Source organism: Pantoea piersonii, from assembly GCF_003612015.1.
Lineage (GTDB): Bacteria > Pseudomonadota > Gammaproteobacteria > Enterobacterales > Enterobacteriaceae > Pantoea > Pantoea piersonii.
Window position 1 is genome coordinate 221982 of sequence record NZ_RARB01000005.1, and the last position, 18905, is coordinate 240886.

Consider the following 18905-nt stretch of genomic DNA (forward strand, 5'->3'; position numbering starts at 1 on the left):
AAACCATGTCCCGATTCGCAGAGCAGCACCTCTATATTGATGGCGCTTATGTCCCCGCAGCGGCTGGCGACACCTTTGACACGATCAACCCCGCTAATGGCGAAGTGCTGGCGAAGGTTCATGAAGCGGGCCGCGCTGACGTCGACCGCGCCGTCGCAGCGGCGCGTAAAGGCCAGAAAGTCTGGGCGGCGATGACCGCCATGCAGCGCTCGCGCATCCTTCGCCGCGCGGTGGATATTCTGCGCGCGCGCAACGACGAGCTGGCCGAGCTGGAAACCCTGGATACCGGCAAGCCGCTGAGCGAAACCGCCAGCGTGGATATCGTCACCGGCGCAGACGTGCTGGAGTATTACGCGGGTCTGATCCCGTCGCTGGAGGGGCAGCAGATCCCGCTGCGCGACACCTCTTTCGTTTATACGCGCCGCGAGCCGCTCGGTGTGGTCGCGGGCATCGGCGCGTGGAACTACCCGATTCAGATTGCGCTGTGGAAATCCGCGCCGGCGCTGGCAGCGGGCAACGCGATGATCTTTAAGCCGAGCGAAGTGACGCCGCTTACCGCCCTGAAGCTGGCGGAGATCTACAGCGAAGCTGGCGTGCCGGACGGCGTTTTCAACGTCCTGCCGGGCAGCGGCGCGGTCACCGGCCAGCTGCTGACCGGGCATCCCGGCATCGATAAAGTCTCTTTTACCGGCGGCGTCGCCAGCGGTAAAAAAGTGATGGCCAACGCAGCAGGATCGACCCTGAAAGAGGTCACCATGGAGCTGGGCGGGAAGTCGCCGCTGATTATTTTCGACGATGCCGATCTCGATCTGGCCGCCGATATCGCCATGATGGCCAATTTTTACAGCTCCGGCCAGGTCTGCACCAACGGCACGCGCGTCTTTGTACCGGCCAGCCTTCAGGCGGCGTTTGAAGAGAAAATCCTGGCGCGCATCGCGCGCATCCGCGCTGGCGATCTGAACGATCCAGAGACTAACTTTGGCCCGCTGGTGAGCTTCAGCCATCGCGATAACGTTATGCGCTACATCGAGAGCGGCGTTGCGGAAGGCGCGCGCCTGCTGTGCGGCGGCAAACGCATGCAGGGCGCGGACTTCGACAACGGTGCCTGGGTCGAGCCCACCGTCTTTACCGACTGTCGCGATGAGATGACCATCGTGCGCGAAGAGATCTTCGGGCCGGTGATGTCGATTCTGACTTACCAGAGCGAAGAGGAAGTGGTACGCCGCGCCAACGCGACGGAGTATGGACTGGCGGCCGGTCTGGTCACTCAGGATCTCAACCGCGCGCACCGCGTTATTCACCAGATTGAAGCGGGTATCTGCTGGATCAATACCTGGGGCGAATCAGCCGCAGAGATGCCGGTTGGCGGCTATAAGCACTCCGGCGTCGGCCGGGAAAACGGGCTGATGACCCTACAGAACTACACCCAGGTGAAGTCTGTGCAGGTCGAGCTGAGCCGTTTTCAGTCTGTATTTTGATTAATGATTAAACCTGAGGAGCGACGAATGGAATTTGATTACATCATTATCGGAGCCGGATCCGCAGGAAACGTTTTGGCTACCCGACTGACCGAGGAGAGCGACGTCACGGTTCTGCTGCTGGAAGCGGGCGGCCCTGATTACCGTATGGATTTTCGCACGCAGATGCCTGCGGCGCTCGCCTACCCTTTACAGGGAAAACGTTACAACTGGGCTTACGAGACCGAGCCGGAACCCTATATGAACAACCGCCGCATGGAGTGCGGCCGCGGCAAAGGGCTGGGCGGCTCATCGCTGATCAACGGCATGTGCTATATCCGCGCCAATGCGATGGATCTCGACGGCTGGGCGGAGGCGCCGGGCCTGGAGTCCTGGCGTTATCTCAACTGCCTGCCCTACTACCGCAAAGCGGAAACGCGCGATATCGGGCCGAATGACTACCATGGCGGCGATGGCCCCGTCTGCGTGGCGACGCCGAAGGCTGGCAACAATCCGCTGTTCGCCGCTATGGTAGAAGCGGGCGTCCAGGCGGGCTATCCGCGCACCGAAGACCTTAACGGTTATCAGCAAGAGGGCTTCGGCCCGATGGATCGCACCGTTACGCCGCAGGGACGCCGCTCCAGCACCGCGCGCGGCTATCTCGACCAGGCGAAAAACCGGCCGAACCTGAAAATCGTTACCCATGCCATCACCGATCGCATTCTGTTCGACGGCAAGCGCGCCGTCGGCGTGCAGTATCTGCTGGGCGCGAGCAACACGTCACATCAGGCGCATGCGCGGCGTGAAGTGCTGCTCTGCGCTGGCGCCATCGCATCCCCGCAAATCCTGCAGCGCTCCGGCGTCGGCGCCGCCGACCTGCTGAACTCCTTTGACATTCCCGTGGTGCACGACCTGCCCGGCGTGGGCGAGAACCTCCAGGATCACCTGGAGATGTATCTGCAGTACGAGTGTAAAGAGCCGGTTTCGCTCTACCCCGCGCTGAAGTGGTGGAACCAGCCGAAGATCGGCGCAGAGTGGATGTTTAATGGCACCGGCATCGGAGCCAGCAACCACTTTGAGGCGGGCGGCTTTATCCGCAGCCGCGAAGAGTTCGCCTGGCCGAATATTCAGTATCACTTCCTGCCGGTCGCCATTAACTACAACGGTTCGAACGCGGTCAACGCCCACGGTTTCCAGTGTCACGTCGGCTCGATGCGCTCGCCGAGCCGCGGCCATGTGCGTATCAAATCGCGCGATCCGCGTCGTCATCCGGCCATTCTGTTCAACTACATGTCCAGCGAGCAGGACTGGCAAGAATTCCGCGATGCGATCCGTATTACGCGCGAGATTATCAATCAGCCTGCGCTGGATAAATTCCGCGGCCGCGAGATCAGCCCCGGCGTGGCGTGCGAAACCGACGAGCAGCTGGATGAGTTTGTGCGTAACCATGCGGAAACCGCCTACCATCCGTGCGGCACCTGCAAAATGGGCAGCGACGAAATGGCGGTAGTGGATGCGGAAGGACGCGTGCATGGTATGGAAGGACTGCGCGTTGTCGATGCGTCGATTATGCCGCTGATCATCACCGGCAACCTGAATGCGACGACCATTATGATCGGCGAGAAAATCGCGGATAATATTCGCGGTCGCCAGCCGCTTCCCGCCTCGACGGCTAGTTACTTTGTCGCTGGCGAGATGCCGGTGCGCGGGAAACCGCTGCGTCAGTAGTCCGCGTTAGCCCGCTACGGCGGGCTTTTGCATTTACATCATCTGCGGCTCGCGGATTGCATTGCCTCTGGCGAAGCGCGCCAGGCGATAAGGCGTAATATCCGTAAAGAGCTGATGGTTAGTCATTAGCTGCGCGCACAGCAGGCCCGCGCCAGGGCCGATGCCAAAACCGTGTCCGCTAAAGCCTGACGCGATAAACAGGCCGGGCACGCGCTGCATTTCGTCGATAACCGGCACCAGATCCGGCGTGGTATCAATCCAGCCGCCCCAGGCGTGATCGATTTTTATACCTTCCAGCGCAGGAAAAGCCTTAACCAGCGTGCGCAGCGCTTCGTCCAGAATGTGTCGATCGGGTTTGGGATCGAGTACGCGAATTTTCTCGAACGGCGAAACCGCGTTGTTCGACCAGGATCCTGCTGCCTCCGGCCCGTTAAAAAAGGAGCCGTTCAGGCGAAGTTTGAGCTTTTTGGCGATCTTGCTGCGGTACATGGGATAGAACTTTGTCGCGTAGCGGATATTTTGCGGTGCGAGATCGAGCTGGCCGCGACCGGGAATGGCCACGGTATAGCTGCCGTCCAGCCGACGACGGATACAGAGCTCCGGCATGCTCAGACAGCCCTGAATCACCTCCGGCGCCGCCGTGGTTTTAAACGCGGTGCCGAGGATATTGGCGCTGGGCAGTTCTATGCCGTACTGCTTGCAGAAGCGAGAGCTCCACGCGCCGCCGCAGCAGATCACCTGGCTGGCGCGCACGCGGCCGCGCTCGGTCCAGACCCCGGAAACACGTCCGGCGCTGATATCCAGCCCGCGCACTGCGCAGCGCTGATGAACAGAAGCGCCTAGCTTTTGCGCGCCGACGGCGATAGCGGGCGCGGCCAGCGAAGGCTCGGCGCGCCCGTCGGTCGGCGACCAGATGCCGCCTGCCCAGCGCGCCTGATCGCCCAGCCGTTCACGCACCTCTTCAGGCGAAAGCAGCTGGCTGACGAAACCGATCTGCTTTGCCTGCTTGCCCCACTTTTCCCAGCGCGCGACGTCCGCTTCGTTCTGCGTGCCGTAAAGAATGCCGCTGCGGCGAAAGCCGAGATCCAGCCCGATTTCGCCGCCCAGCTCCTCCCAGCGTTGCAGACTGCGCATCGCCAGCGGCAGTTCATAAAGGTCGCGGTTCTGCTGCCTTACCCAGCCCCAGTTGCGTCCGGACTGCTCACCGCCGATCGCGCCCTTTTCAAACAGCGCCACGGAAACGCCCTGCTTCGCCAGTTCGTAAGCGACGGAGGTGCCGATAATGCCGCCGCCGATAACGATAACGTCAACCTGCTCAGGAAAGGTCGGGCTGTCCGTAACGGCATTGATTTTTATGCGCATAGAAGAACCTTTATATTCAGGGCGTTCAGAGATGCTGCTCAGGCGGGATATGCATAATCCACAACACTCTGGCGTCGCTGTCCGTATGGTTGAAAATGTTATGCGGCAGGTGGCTTTTGAACTGAAAGCTGTCGCCGGTCATCAGGCGCGCAGTGTCGCCACTGATTTCCAGCGTCAGTTCCCCTTCCAGTACGATGCCCGCCTTCTCGCCTTGCCCAATCAGTATCTCGTCGGAGCGAACGCCCGCAGGGAGATGAATCACCATAAACTGCATATCGTGATCGCCCGACGGCGACAGCATCTCTTTGGCGATGCCGCGTTTGCCGACGTTAAAGTGCGGCCGTTCCGCGCGGCGGCGGACGTAATGCTCCGCGCCGCGCAGTGATACGTCGCTCTCTTCCAGAAAGGCCGTCAGCGGCACTTTCAGCACCTGTCGAAGCTGTTCCAGCACCCGAACGGTGGGATTGGTCAGGTTGCGTTCAATCTGGCTGATCGCCCCAGCGGAAACGTTCGCCAGCAATGCCAGTTCGGTAATGGTCAGATTGCGCGCCTTGCGCAGGGTTTTCAGCCGCGACCCGATATCCGTTTCGGCGGCGCCAGGTTCCGCCTGATGTTGCGTTGCATTCTTCATCTGATGATCTTCCGTTGCCGTCACGCCTGGCGGTCGCCCTGCGCTTAATTAAGGCATGCCCCACTTCTCTTTGATGGTCTGAAGCGAGCCGTCCTGCTTCATCGCGGTTAAGGCGCTGTCAATTTCCGCCAGCAGCTTATCGTTTCCTTTTTTCACACCGAACGCCATGGGAGAGACATGCTCAGGCTTATAACCCTCCACGACATGCATCCCTTTTAGTCCGCCCGCTTTCACCTGCGCTTTCAGAATGGGATAGTCGTTCATGCCCGCCGCAATGCGGCCCAGTGAGAGATCGCGCGTCATATCCGCGGGACTATCATAGACCTTCACCTCTTTGGCGATACCGCTCTGCATCAGGCTTTGCGTATAGTCCGTGCCCGCCATGCTGCCTACGATTTCGCCTTTCAGATCCTGCACCGACGCATATTTTTTGGTGTTGTCGTCGCGCACCACCAGTCCTGCGCCGAAGGCGGTAACCGGCTGCGAAAAGCCGATGCGTTTCGCCCGCTCAGGCGTCGGCGTCATACCGGCTACGATCATATCGATCTTTCCCGCGATGACTGACTGAATCAGCGTGGGGAACGGCACGGCGGTAAAGTTCATCTCCAGATGCTGGCGCCTGGCCACTTCCGCCGCAACGTCAGGCATAAAGCCTTCGATTTTGCCGTTCTGCGTATTCAGGAAAGTGGTCGGCGCGCTGGAGGGAGGCGAACCCGCCGTCAGCGTGGCCGCCTGAGCGCTCACGCTGACGGCGGCAGCCATACTCATCGCCATAAAGAGATTTAGCAGGCGCTTTTTAGGGGCAACAGACATAACTCACTCCTGTATCGATATGAAAAGGGCGAACGTCTTTTTCACTATAATGAAATTAATGTTGCCGCTGTCAACGTTTTATTTTGTGAAAACGCCATATCTCACATATTGCGGATAAAGCCGTTGCTTTCCCCCTTTCGCCCATCTATAGCTGTTTCTTATAGGGGTAATAAGTAATAGCTATCTCCTTTGCCTGAGTATTTATTGACAGCGCTTTGCCAACAGCGATATTCATTATAATGAAATAGCGTTGCCCCGACACGCATTGTGCGGAACGATCAGGAGCTTAAGATGGACTGGAGCAGCCTCCACACCTACCTGCCCTTTTTGTTGAAAGGGGCCGAAATGACGATCGCCATCACAATATTGTCGCTGGTGATCAGTACGCCGCTGGGGCTGATATTTGCGGCGGCAAAGATGTGCCCATGGAAAATTATTTCCTGGCCGGTTGCGACGATAATTAATATTACGCGCGGCCTGCCGATGATTGTGGTGCTGTTTTATATCTACTTTGTCTTTCCTGACATTGGAATAACCCTGACCTCGTTTCAGGCCAGCGTCACTGGCATCGCCTTTTGTTTTTCGACCTATATCGCTGAGATATTTCGCGCCGGCATTGCGTCTGTCGATCGCGGCCAGTTTGAAGCCGCGCGCTCAATGGGCATGAGTTTTACTAAAGCGATGCGTCGCGTGATTTTACCGCAGGCGTTTCACGTTGCGCTGCCACCCTACAGCAACACGCTGGTAATGATGCTGAAAGACTCCGCGCTCGCTTCCACTATCGCCGTCACGGAAATGACCCGCCAGGGACAGCTGATCGCCGCCTCAACTTTTGACAACACCACCGTTTATACGCTGGTGGCGGTGCTCTATCTGCTGCTATGTATGCCGCTGATGGCCCTGACCAAACGGCTGGAAAAACGTCAAATGAAAGGAGCCTGAGATGATTGAAATCGACGAGGTGCATAAAAAATTCGGCCGCGTTGAAGTGCTGAAAGGCGTGAGTTTTACCGTTAACGCCGGCGAGGTGGTTTGCCTGATAGGCCCCTCCGGCTCCGGCAAGTCGACCATTCTGCGCTGCATCAACGGGCTGGAAAGCTATGAAGGCGGCGAAATCCGCGTGCTGGGACAGCGCGTCGATAGTCGCCATAAAAGCATTAACGATCTGCGACGCCAGATCGGTATGGTATTTCAGCGCTTTAACCTTTTCCCGCACCGCAGCGTGCTGGAGAACGTGATGGAAGGCCCGATTCATGTAAACGGTGAGTCGCGATCGGAAGCGGAAAAGCGCGCCAAATCCCTGTTGGCGCTGGTGGGGCTGGCGGACAAAATCAATGCCTGGCCTGCTCAACTCTCTGGTGGGCAGCAGCAGCGTGTGGCGATTGCGCGCACGCTGGCGCTGCAGCCAAAAGCGATTCTTTTTGATGAGCCTACTTCAGCGCTCGATCCCGAACTGGTCGGCGAGGTGCTGCAGGTCATGCGCACCCTGGCGCAGGAAGGTATGACAATGATTGTCGTCACGCACGAAATGCAGTTCGCGCGTGAGGTTGCCGATCGCGTCTGTTTTCTGCATAGCGGGCAGATTGTCGAACAAGGACCCGCGCAGCACATTTTGCTGCAGCCTCAGGAAGCGCGCGCACAGGAGTTCTTACGTCGCGTGCTGGGCGACAGCGAGAGCCACTTTTGTCGCCACTGCCGCGAGGCGGTTTAGCGCCGCCGGACTCTGCGATGCTGTGGCGCTAAACGGCATGCGCTGTTGCAGAGCCAGCGCGGCGGCGGCGCGTAAACGCAGGGCCTTTAATCTCAGAAAGTTATACAGGTTTTCTCACTTTATTTACTCTTCAGGTTGCCGCTTTGCTTTTTTCTTTTCCTTCAATTACTTGTGAGAAGACAGCGCGGGGTTATACTTCGATCAGCAGTGATTGCTCACTGAAAATAACAACCTTCTATTTCCTTTTCTCTGCGTGCGGGATAACGCTTTTACTGCGGCCAGGCCTGGCCAGTCGCGATCAGCTTTATTTCCAGACACGGAATTCACAACAGCAACGTTGACCTCATTAGCTGTTCCATCCTGATTGCTATGCCGGGGAGTCCCCTGCCTGCGCGACAGCATGGACTCTTTTTATCCTGAATTTTAAACAGGAGGATACGATGTTGCCTTTTTCTAGCTTCTGGCAGGCCGGGTACGAAGGCGCCGACCATATAAATACGGCAGGCCAGCGACTGGTCATGGATGCTCTGACCGACCATCAAACGCAGTTCCGCAGCGACTACGCCGCTTTACAGCAGTTTGGCATTCGCACCGTACGCGAGAGCATCGGCTGGCGTCAGGCGGAAGAGGATCCTGAACAGACTTACGCCATCGTGCGGGCCAAAATGCAGGCGGCGCAAGAGTTGGGCATACAGATCAACTGGACGTTTTGTCACTACGGCTGGCCGGACGATCTTGATCTCTTTGCCGACGATTTTATCCCGCGCTTTGCAGATTTTTGCCAGCGCTTCGCCGCCTTTCTGGCGCCGTGGTATAGCTCTCCGCCGGTCTATTCGCCGATGAATGAGATCTCTTTTCTCAGCTGGGGACTCTCGGTCGGGCTGTTCGGCAACCATCGCGATGCGGAGCCGGATGCCATTAAACGCCAGCTGGTGCGCGCGACGATAGCGGGCTGCGATGCGATCTGGCTGGTCGATCCGCGGGCGCGCTTTCTTCATTGCGATCCCATTATCTATCTGGTTCCCGATGAAGAGAGCGAAGCCTGTTACCAGCGCACCGCCGATCTTAACGCCTCACAGTTTCAGGCCTGGGATATGTTGGTCGGCAAGCGCGAGCCTGAACTGGGCGGCGCGCCTCGCTATCTCGATATCGTCGGCGCTAACTACTATCACGCTAACCAGTGGGAAACGAACTCCAATCAGCGGCTGGCGTGGCATCTGGGCGATGGACGAAGAATGCCGTTGCATAAGATGCTGACAACTTTAGCGCAGCGCTATCAGCGCCCGGTATTGCTGGCGGAGACCAGCCATGTCGGCAGCGGACGTCCCGCCTGGATGACGCATATCGCCGCGCAGATCGCTCAGGCGCAGCTTGCTGGCTGCGACATCCTCGGCGTCTGTATCTACCCCATTATTGAAAGTCCTCTCTGGGAAGATCCCCATCACTGGCCGCGCAGCGGACTCTGGGACATCGCCCCTGATTTTACGCGTCTGTTACACCAGCCTACCGCCGCAGCGTTGCGGCAATCACAACGTTCGCTACACCGGTTTCATGCCCTTTTGTCACCGGTCAGCGCGCCACAGGAGTTCCATATGAAACAGTCCGTTTTGGTGGTATTTAGTCATCTTCGCTGGGGTTTTGTCTTTCAACGTCCACAGCATTTACTGTCGCGTCTTGCACAGCATCATCGCGTGCTGTTTATTGAAGAGCCGGTTTACCGACCTGGCGAGGCAGGTTTGCAGCTCAGCTCTCCTGCGCCCAACGTCACCGTAATTGAACCGCATACCGACGTTGACGCGCCGGGCTTTCACGACAGCCAAATCGCCGTATTGCAGCCTCTGCTCGCCACGTTGCTGGATAAAGATGAACAGCCGCTGGTGTGGTTCTATACGCCGATGGCGCTGCCGCTGCTGGCTTGCTTCAATCCCAGCGCCATTATTTATGACTGCATGGATGAACTTTCCGCCTTTCAGATGGCGCCGCGCCAGCTGCAGCAGCGCGAATCCGCTCTGCTGAGCCGCGCCGATGTGGTCTTTACCGGCGGCACCAGCCTGTATGAAGCGAAAAAGCACCGCCACCAAAACGTTTACTGTTTCCCCAGCAGCGTTGATGCTGCCCATTTCGAGCAGGCGCTCGATCGCAGCAACGGTCATCCGCTGCAGGAAAATCTGCCCGGACCGCGACTGGGCTATTACGGCGTGATTGATGAGCGTATGGATGTCGCGCTGATTGGCGCGCTGGCTGATGCCCATCCCGAATGGCAAATCGCAATGGTCGGCCCGGTAGTGAAGATCGATCCCCGCAGCCTGCCGCAGCGTCCCAATCTGCACTGGTTCGGTCAGCAGCCCTATGAAGCGCTGCCCCATTTCCTGGCCGGATGGGACGTCTGCCTGATGCCTTTTGCGCTGAACGCCTCCACCCGCTTTATCAGCCCGACCAAAGTGCTGGAGTATATGGCGGCGCAGCTGCCGATTGTGAGTACGGCGGTGCCGGATGTGGTGCGCCATTTTAGCGACGTGGTCAGCATTGCTGATACCACGCAGGGCTTTATTCAGGCGTGCGAAAAAGCCTTACAGCTGAGCGAGCAACAGCGTCGCGAACAGGCGGCGCAGATGGCGGCGATTATCGCCGATACGTCCTGGGACCATACGGCTGAGCAGATGCAGACGCATATCGCGGCATTGCGCGACAGGTTCGTCCAGCCCGCTGCCGCCGCTAAAGTGCCGGAGACGGCTGAAGGCGTACGCGCGGTAACGTTGCGTCCGGTGGAGTGTTTGATTCTTGGCGCGGGGCCGACCGGTCTGAGCGCCGGCTATCACTATGGCGAAGGCGCGGTCGTGCTGGAGAAAAATGAAAAGCCTGGCGGCTGGTGCCGCTCAATTGAAGATAAAGGTTTTACCTTCGATTACGCCGGGCACATCATGTTCTCTAACGATCCTTATGTGCTTCAGCTCTATGACAAACTGCTTGGCGATAACCTGCACTGGCAGACGCGCGAAGCCTGGGTCTACAGCCACGATGTGTTTACGCGCTATCCCTTCCAGTCAGCGCTGCATGGCCTGCCGGCAGAGGTGATCGGCGAGTGCGTGCTGGGCGCGATTGAAGCCCGTTACGGTGTCACGGGAACGCAGGAGGCGGCACCGCTGAGCGCGGTACGCCAGGCGGCGAATACAGAATGTCGCGACTGCTGCGCCGATGGCGTGCTCGGCGCTGAAGCGACAGAACCTGCGGGTGCTGATGAAACGGGAGAGGATTTTGAAAACTTTATCTTCCGTACCTGGGGAAGAGGCATCGCTCACCATTTTGCCGTTCCTTACAACCGCAAACTGTGGAAAACGCCGCTCGCCGATATGGAGACCTCCTGGCTTGGCGGCCGCGTTCCGTTACCCGATCTTCAGCAGATCATCTCCGGCGCACTGGCGCCGCTGGATAAGCCGGTCGGCCCTAATGCCCGTTTTGGCTATCCTAAACGCGGCGGTTTTCAGGCGCTGATGAATGGTTTCCTGCCGCATCTCTCCTGTGCGCTCGAGACACATTCAGAGATTGCTGAAATCCAGCCACAAACCCGCAGCGTGACCCTGAAAGATGGCCGCCATTACCATTACGATCAGATGATCAGCACCCTGCCGCTGCCTGAGCTGGTGCGCCTGATGGGCAATCGCGCGCCGGAAGCGGTGCAGAAAGCCGCCTCGCTGCTGCGCCACGTTTCAGTACGCTGCGTCAATCTGGGAATTGGCCGCGCCGATCTGAGCGATAAACACTGGATCTACTACCCTGGCGATACCCTGTTCCACCGGATTTTCCTGCAGGGCAATGCCAGTCCAGAGTGTAATCCGCCAGGCGGTTTCGGCCTGACGTGCGAAATCACCTATCGCGCCGATCAGCCTCTGCCTTATGAGGGCGACGCGCTGATTCAGCGCTGCATTGACGACTGCATACGCGTCGGCATCATTCGCGAAGATGATGTGATTGTCACGGCCAATGAAGTCGATATGCCTTACGCCTATGTGGTGTACGATCATCAGCGTAAAGCGAACGTGGCGCTGATCCGTAACTGGCTGGCGGCGCAGGGCATCCACCTTTCCGGTCGCTACAGCGAATGGGAATATTACAACTCTGACCACGCTTTCCTCGCGGGCAAACGTGCGGCCGAAACGGTGAAATCATTACTGACGAACCGTAAAACTACGGCGTAATAACAGCCGGGCGCCGGACATAATTGTCAGGCGCCCGGTTGTCTCCGCAGCACCCTACCTGTTTTAACCTTCTGGCTTTATATAATAGACATTATATAAAGTTATATAGCGGCTGTCGGTTGTTTTATGTACGGCAAAATGGCAACGCTACGCTAATTCTGCAGCACTCTCCCCCTGCTTTTTCTACAGAATTCACGTAGCGCGATCGATTTATATTTTGATTAATTATTGTGCCTGGATGGGTTAATTAGTAATCATGACGCTCTTTTCTTGCTGTCGCATCCTGTGCTCCGCCACAAATGTAAACTTTCGCGCTCCGCCTTTATGCTATTTTTTTGCATTAAGCCAATGATCTGCCAGTAGTCGATTACACTTTGTGATTCGGGGCAGTTATTACATGGAAATGAGGTATTCATGAGTCAACTCTTTAGCGCAACGCACATTGGTAAGCTGGCACTGGAAAACCGCATTGTTATTGCGCCCATGTGTCAGTACTCCGCGAGCGAAGGTAAAGCCACCGCATGGCATCGCATTCATCTTGGGCAGCTGGCGCTTTCCGGCGCGGGGCTGCTGATTATTGAGGCCACCGCCGTTGAGGCAATCGGCCGTATCACGCCGGGCGACCTTGGCCTGTGGGACAATGACACAGAAGCGGCTTTACGCAGCGTCCTTGAAGATGTCCGTGCCTATTCGCCGGTCCCTGTTGGTATCCAGCTGGGGCACGCTGGCCGCAAAGCTTCGTGCGCGGCGCCATGGCAAGGCGGTCATCAGCTTGCGCTTGATCAGGGCGGCTGGGAAACCGTAGCGCCTTCTGCGGAAGCCTTTCATGATGGCGAACGCCCGCCGGTGTCGCTGAATCGCGACGACCTGGCGCGTATTAAACAGAAGTTCGTCGATAGCGCTAAGCGCGCCGAAAGACTGGGTATTGAACTCATTGAACTGCACGCCGCGCATGGCTACTTGCTGCATCAGTTCCTGTCGCCACTAAGCAACCATCGCGAAGATCACTATGGCGGCTCGCTGGAAAATCGTATGCGTTTCCCGCTGGAAGTTTTCCGCGCGGTGCGTGAAGCGGTCTCTGATTCCATTGCGGTCGGCGTGCGCATCTCCGCCACCGACTGGGTAGAAGGCGGCTGGGATAATAATCAGTCGATTGAATTCAGTAAGCAGATTGAGGCAGCAGGCGGCGATTACGTGCACGTATCGAGCGGCGGCCTTGCGCCTCAGCAGTCGATTACGGTCGGTCCGGGCTATCAGCTGCCGTTTGCGCGCGACATCCGTAAAGAGGTCAATATTCCGGTCATCGCCGTTGGCCTGATTACCGAACCGAAACACGCGGAAGCGGTGTTGCAGGAAGGCACTGCCGATCTGGTGGCGCTGGCGCGCGCGGTACTTTACGATCCGCGCTGGCCATGGCATGCAGCTGCCGAGCTGGGCGACCAGGCGAGCGCGCCGCCGCAATATCTGCGTTCAGAGCCGCATGGCTTAAAAGGCACGTTAAAAGCTAACCGCTAACAGGCTGCCGGCCCTGTTTTCAGGGCCGGTTTATTCGCTTTTATCTCTGGCTCTCAGTATCATTAATATGAAGTCTTAAGGTTTCACTAAGCTGCAAAGTGTAAAACTCTACTCAGTTACTGAGGAGAGTGAAATGAAATCTGTTTTGTCTTTTAAACGCGACGAATACCTGGCGCTGCTGATCGCTTTTTTAAGTGTTATAAGCTACTTAGCTATCTGGTTCAGAAGTTAACTTTTATCGTGACGTTGTCACGTCATCCCGCCGCTTTACTCTTTATATTCCGTCAGGCTCAGCCATGCGCGTGAGTATCTATTCGAAATAACAGATGTGCTGAGCGCTAATTCAATACGAATTCAAACCGCTGCCTGACGAAATCCGAATGCCCTTTCGTTATGTTCTGCCTTCGTGAAATAAAACCTACCCGTTTTATCGTTTCTACGCATCAGCCCAGCCAGGGGCATTACTAATACCGATTAAATTAAATAAGACGATTGCCTGCCATAAAACAGACGCAGCAGCGTAGCCGCGATTAACCATCAGCAAAGGCGGAGCCCGATCTTTTCTGATGCCGGATGCGCCAGTAAAGATTCAACCGAATGAGATAAAATAGTTCGTTTTAATTGGCTATTCATGTAAAAAGAAGGTGAAAGCCGCACCCCGCCATATAGCTCCAAATAAGAATTCACGTTAATCATTTAAGTAATTAAATATTCTTCCCTCGCGACAAAATAAGGTTTAATGCGGTTTTTATTGAGCGATATCACAATTACCGCTCCCGCTTGCGCTGGACTCCCTTTCCCCTGGCTGTTAATTTCATAGGGTTTCGGGGTTGTTACTGACAACAGGCAAAACCTGAGAGGCTTGTGACAGCAACGCTGTAATAAGTTCTCTCAGGTTTTTTTTGCGCTTTATTAAATCTTGAACCATTGCGGATATAAATATGAAATATCAGGCGCTCGCGCAGGACATACTCAGCCATGTCGGCGGGAAAGAGAATATTCACAGTCTGGTACACTGCGCCACCCGACTGCGCTTTAAACTTAACGACAGCAGTCAGGCGGACGCGGAAAAACTTAAAGCCAATCCAGGCGTGATTATGGTAGTCGAAAGCGGCGGACAGTTTCAGGTAGTGGTTGGCAGTCATGTTCATGATGTCTACACCGCGATCTGTCAGGAGGCGGGCCTGAATGACGAAAAGCGCGCCGCGCCGCAGCAGAGCAAAGAAAAGCAGACGCTGCTGGCAACCTTTATCGATGTGGTTTCCGGTATATTCACCCCCTTTCTCGGCGTAATGGCGGCCTGCGGTATTCTGAAAGGCTTTCTCGCGCTCTGCCAGGCGGCAGGATGGCTGACCGACAGCAGCGGCACCTGGCAAATATTATTCGCTACGGCTGACGCGCTGTTTTACTTTTTACCGCTGGTGCTCGGCTATACCGCCGGGAAAAAGTTTGGCGGCAATCCCTTTGTGACCCTGATTATCGGCGGCGCGCTGGTTCACCCCAATATACAGGCCGCTTTCCAGGCGGCGGAGACAGGCGAAACCTTTACCTTTCTCGGGGTGCCGATCGTTTTTATTAATTACGCCTCTTCGGTCATCCCGGTCATTTGCGCCGCCTGGTTTTGCTGCTGGCTGGAGCGTCAGTGCGACAGGATCATGCCCGCGTCGGTGAAAAGCTTCTTTACGCCATTGATCTGTCTTGCCGTTACCGTTCCCCTGACCTTTCTGGCTATCGGGCCGCTGGCGACCACGCTGAGCGAACTGCTGGCGGATGGCTTCCAGCTTGTCTATCAATCCGTGCCCTGGCTCGCAGGCGGTATCCTCGGCGCGGTGTGGCAGGTCTGCGTGATATTTGGCGTACACTGGGGACTGATCCCGCTCATGATGAACAACATGGCAGTGATGGGCCAGGATCCCATGATGGCGATTCTGCTGCCTGCCGTTTTCGGGCAGGTCGGCGCAGCCCTGGGCGTCTTCCTGAAAACCCGCGATGCGCGCCTGAAGACGCTGGCGGGCTCCAGCGCTATTTCAGGCGTGTTTGGCATTACCGAGCCCGCGGTATATGGCGTTACGCTGCCTAACCGTCGCCCCTTTATTTTCGGCTGCATCGGCGGCGCGCTTGGCGGCGCTATTATCGCGTTAAGCCATAGCCAGGTTTACTCGTTCGGACTGGCGAGTATTTTTACCCTTGCGCAGATCATCCCCTCAACCGGGATCGATAACTCTGTCTGGGGCGCTATCGGCGGCACCGCCCTTTCCCTGATTTTAGCCTGCCTGCTGACAGTAATAGCAGGCTTACCACAGCCACAGCGCGCCGACTAAGCGCTGCGACAAAAGGAGACGTCAATGAAGACTCAGTTCCCGGATGATTTTTTATGGGGAGGCGCGCTGGCAGCCAATCAGGTTGAAGGTGCCTGGCGGGAAGATGGCAAAGGGTTGTCGACTTCCGACATGTTGCCTGAGGGCATTTTCGGCCAGGTCGTAGAACGAAGGCCTGGCGACTTTTCCATTAAAGATATCGCTATCGACTTTTATCATCGCTATCCCAACGATATTTCGCTGTTTCGCGAGATGGGCTTTACCTGCCTGCGCGTCTCTGTCGCCTGGACGCGCATCTTCCCGCAGGGTGATGAACGGGAGCCGAACGAGGCGGGACTGGCCTGGTACGATAAGCTGTTTGACGAACTGGCGCGCCACGGCATTCAGCCACTCGTGACACTGTCACACTATGAAATGCCCTGGGGGTTGGTGCAGAACTATGGCGGCTGGGGTAATCGTAAGCTTATCGCCTTTTTTGAGCGCTATGCGCGTACCGTTTTTACGCGCTATCGCAGCAAGGTGAAATTGTGGCTGACCTTCAATGAAATCAATATGTCGCTGCATGCGCCGTTAACGGGCGTGGGCCTACAAGGCGACTGCACGAAGGGAGATATTTATCAGGCTATTCATCATCAGCTGGTCGCCAGCGGTCTGGCGGTCAAGGCGTGTCATGAGCTTATTCCAGATGCGCGCATCGGCAATATGCTGCTTGGCGGCTTAATCTATCCCCTTACCTGTAAACCTGAAGATGTGTTTGCTGCCCTGCAAGAGAATCGACGCTGGCAGTTCTTCGGCGACGTGCAGTGCCGCGGCCACTATCCTGGCTATATAAAGCGCGACTTTCGCGAACAGGGCATTGAGCTGCAGACCGAGCCGGCGGACTTTGACGCGCTGCGCCATACGGTCGATTTCATCTCATTCAGCTACTACATGTCTGGATGCGCGACGGCCGATGTGAGCCAGGCTGAGAAGCTGCGCGGCAATATTCTTGATATGGTGCCCAATCCGCACCTTGAGAGTTCAGAATGGGGCTGGCAGATCGATCCGATCGGATTGCGCACACTGCTTAACACGCTGTGGGATCGCTATCAGAAACCACTTTTTATCGTTGAAAACGGCCTGGGCGCGCAGGATAAGCCCGACGCCGATGGCCAGATAAACGACGACTACCGTATCCGCTACATTAACGATCACCTGGTGCAGGTCTGGGAAGCGATTAATGATGGCGTTGAGGTGATGGGTTATACCTACTGGGGCCCTATCGATCTGATTAGCGCCTCAAAGGCGGAGGTCGCTAAGCGATACGGGTTTATCTATGTGGATCTCAATCAGGATGGCTCAGGCACGCTGAAGCGCAGCCGTAAAAAGAGTTTCTACTGGTATCGCGACGTCATTAACAGCCGCGGCGCGACGTTAAAACGATAACCAGAAAAAAGCCCTGCATTTGCAGGGCTTTCGCGTTTAGCTTTTACGACAGGAAGTGAGAATATCATCTTCCGCTTTATAGACTTTTGTCGCTGTGCCGGTCAGCCCCAGCATGGTGGAGAAGAGATTATCCTGCGAGAAGTTATCTTCCGCCGCCAGCTTATCGAGGCAGCTCTTATTCACGCCATAGCGCTGCTGGTAATCCGGCGACAGCCAGATCAGCATGGGTACGTGCTTCTGTACCTCTGGCGCGATGGCGTAAGGCATACCGTGTAAATAGGTGCCGTTCTCGCCCAGCGATTCGCCATGGTCGGAGAGATAAACCAGGCTGGTGGTGAACTTATCCTGATGCGACTGCAGCAGCTTGATCGCCTTATCGACAATATAATCGACATACAGCAAGGTATTATCGTAGGTATTCACCAGCTGCTGCTGCGAACAATCCTGAATCTGGTTTGTGTCGCAGGTTGGCGTAAAACGGCGGAACTGCGGCGGATAACGATTGTAGTAAGTGGGGCCGTGGCTGCCGATAGTATGCAGAACGATAACGCCATTGCCCTGTAGCTGATCGATATAATCCTCCAGCCCGTGAAACAGCACGTCGTCGTAACATTCGCCCTTAATACACATCCCCGCCAGGTTCAGGCTGGAGACATCCTGATGCGGCACGCGATCGCAGGCGCCCTTACAGCCGCCGTCGTTATCGTTCCACAAGACTTTGATACCGGCACGCTGGATCACATCCAGCAGACCTTCCTGATGACCGGCCAGCACATCATCATAATGCGCACGCGGCATACCGGAAAACATACAGGGAACCGAAACCGCCGTTGCCGTACCGCAGGATGCGGTATGCGGGAAATACGTAACGTCATCTTTTTTCAACAGCGGATTGGTTTCACGCTGATAGCCTGACAGAGAAAAATCCGCCGCCCGCGACGTTTCACCGACGATTAAAATGGTCAGGTTCTTTTTGCCGTTTTGCATCGCTGGCGACAGGTGCGCATCTTCGCCGATTTTAACCAGCGGCAGATTGAGATCCCGGTTGTGCCTGTACCAGGAGATGGTCGCGACAACGGAGTTTGACGGGCTGAGCGATTTCACCAGCTCTTTCTGATTGCGGAACAGCGAGGCGTAATCCTTATAGAACAACGACGCCACCAGCAGGATAAAAATAACCGACGCCGCCACGCTGATAAGGCGATAGACCGCGCTTTTCCAGAAAGGCCTTGTAGGACGCACGCGAACCCAGAAAACCACGCCCGCCATCACCACGCCGGAGAGCAGCAGCGTAATCACCAGCTGCGGCGTCATCAGGGCGAAACTTTCTGACGGCGTGGTGTCGAGAATATTAACCAGCATTGACCGATCAATAATCACCCCATAATTCCAGATGAAATATTGCGCGGCTGCGGAGACCAGAATAAACAGCGCCAGGAGCGGCCGATCGAGCCACAAAAAAGAGGCGATGGTCACCACAATATTAATGACGGAAACCGCCACCAGCGGCATAGAGAGAAAGACCAGCCAGTTGCGAACGCTATCAAGCGGCAAGGCGGCAATAACCTGGTGATAAAAAGCCAGGTTAAGAAATACGGCGATATAAAACGAAAAGAGCAACAGAAAAGAGAGCCGATTTAGCGTCGGTCTTTTATTGAGCGGGAAAAACATGCTTGCAGTCCATCTGTTTACAGGAGAAAGCAGCATGCCCTGTTAACTTTAGGGAAACCTTAAGCCGTCTTAATCAGA

General features: G+C 56.4%; 11 protein-coding genes and 1 pseudogene. 8 read left to right on the forward strand and 4 right to left on the reverse strand.

The annotated features are described in order from the left end of the window. Nucleotides 1–5 precede the first annotated feature (5 nt). Together betB and betA are read left to right on the forward strand one after the other, a co-directional pair. Nucleotides 6–1478 (forward strand): betaine-aldehyde dehydrogenase, encoded by a 1473-nt coding sequence (gene betB / locus D7S44_RS15325; RefSeq protein ID WP_120456298.1) that lies wholly within the window; start codon nucleotides 6–8, stop codon nucleotides 1476–1478. A gap of 27 nt (nucleotides 1479–1505) precedes the next feature. After that, nucleotides 1506–3185, forward strand: a complete 1680-nt coding sequence (betA, locus tag D7S44_RS15330) for a choline dehydrogenase (protein ID WP_120456300.1) — start codon at nucleotides 1506–1508, stop codon at nucleotides 3183–3185. 33 nt (nucleotides 3186–3218) lie between these two features. Here betA and D7S44_RS15335 read toward each other — a convergent pair whose 3' ends face one another. Genes D7S44_RS15335 through D7S44_RS15345 form a run of 3 tightly spaced genes read right to left on the reverse strand, consistent with a single transcriptional unit; the run spans nucleotide 3219 to nucleotide 5991 of the window. Further along, entirely contained in the window at nucleotides 3219–4547 is a 1329-nt protein-coding gene (locus D7S44_RS15335; RefSeq protein ID WP_120456302.1) for an NAD(P)/FAD-dependent oxidoreductase, read from the reverse strand. Between the two features lie 25 nt (nucleotides 4548–4572). Further along, complete coding sequence (locus D7S44_RS15340) at nucleotides 4573–5178, reverse strand: helix-turn-helix domain-containing protein (protein WP_120456304.1); 606 nt, start codon at nucleotides 5176–5178, stop codon at nucleotides 4573–4575. 48 nt (nucleotides 5179–5226) lie between these two features. Continuing rightward, a complete protein-coding gene (locus D7S44_RS15345; RefSeq protein WP_179256411.1) occupies nucleotides 5227–5991 on the reverse strand; it encodes an ABC transporter substrate-binding protein in 765 nt (254 codons plus the stop codon). A gap of 291 nt (nucleotides 5992–6282) precedes the next feature. Between D7S44_RS15345 and D7S44_RS15350 the strand changes: the two genes are divergently transcribed. The 6 genes and pseudogenes from D7S44_RS15350 to D7S44_RS15375 all read left to right on the forward strand — a co-directional run bounded on the left by D7S44_RS15350 (nucleotide 6283) and on the right by D7S44_RS15375 (nucleotide 17156). Then, nucleotides 6283–6933 (forward strand): amino acid ABC transporter permease, encoded by a 651-nt coding sequence (locus D7S44_RS15350; protein ID WP_120456306.1) that lies wholly within the window; start codon nucleotides 6283–6285, stop codon nucleotides 6931–6933. 1 nt (nucleotide 6934) lies between these two features. Then, nucleotides 6935–7702, forward strand: a complete 768-nt coding sequence (locus D7S44_RS15355) for an amino acid ABC transporter ATP-binding protein (RefSeq protein WP_120456308.1) — start codon at nucleotides 6935–6937, stop codon at nucleotides 7700–7702. A gap of 440 nt (nucleotides 7703–8142) precedes the next feature. After that, the gene (locus tag D7S44_RS15360) at nucleotides 8143–11898 is read left to right on the forward strand and encodes an FAD-dependent oxidoreductase (protein ID WP_120456310.1); all 3756 of its coding nucleotides are present in this window, start codon (nucleotides 8143–8145) and stop codon (nucleotides 11896–11898) included. Nucleotides 11899–12312: 414 nt separating this feature from the next. Next, nucleotides 12313–13413 (forward strand): NADH:flavin oxidoreductase/NADH oxidase, encoded by a 1101-nt coding sequence (locus D7S44_RS15365; protein WP_120456312.1) that lies wholly within the window; start codon nucleotides 12313–12315, stop codon nucleotides 13411–13413. 941 nt (nucleotides 13414–14354) lie between these two features. Then, nucleotides 14355–15716 (forward strand): annotated as a pseudogene (locus D7S44_RS15370) (PTS transporter subunit EIIC); the annotation flags it as partial. Between the two features lie 42 nt (nucleotides 15717–15758). Continuing rightward, nucleotides 15759–17156, forward strand: coding sequence for a glycoside hydrolase family 1 protein (locus tag D7S44_RS15375; protein ID WP_120456316.1), 1398 nt, complete (start codon nucleotides 15759–15761; stop codon nucleotides 17154–17156). Between the two features lie 36 nt (nucleotides 17157–17192). On the opposite strand, the gene eptA is transcribed toward D7S44_RS15375, so the two are convergent. Next, a complete protein-coding gene (gene eptA, locus D7S44_RS15380) occupies nucleotides 17193–18827 on the reverse strand; it encodes a phosphoethanolamine transferase EptA (protein WP_120456318.1) in 1635 nt (544 codons plus the stop codon). Between the last annotated feature and the right edge of the window lie 78 nt (nucleotides 18828–18905).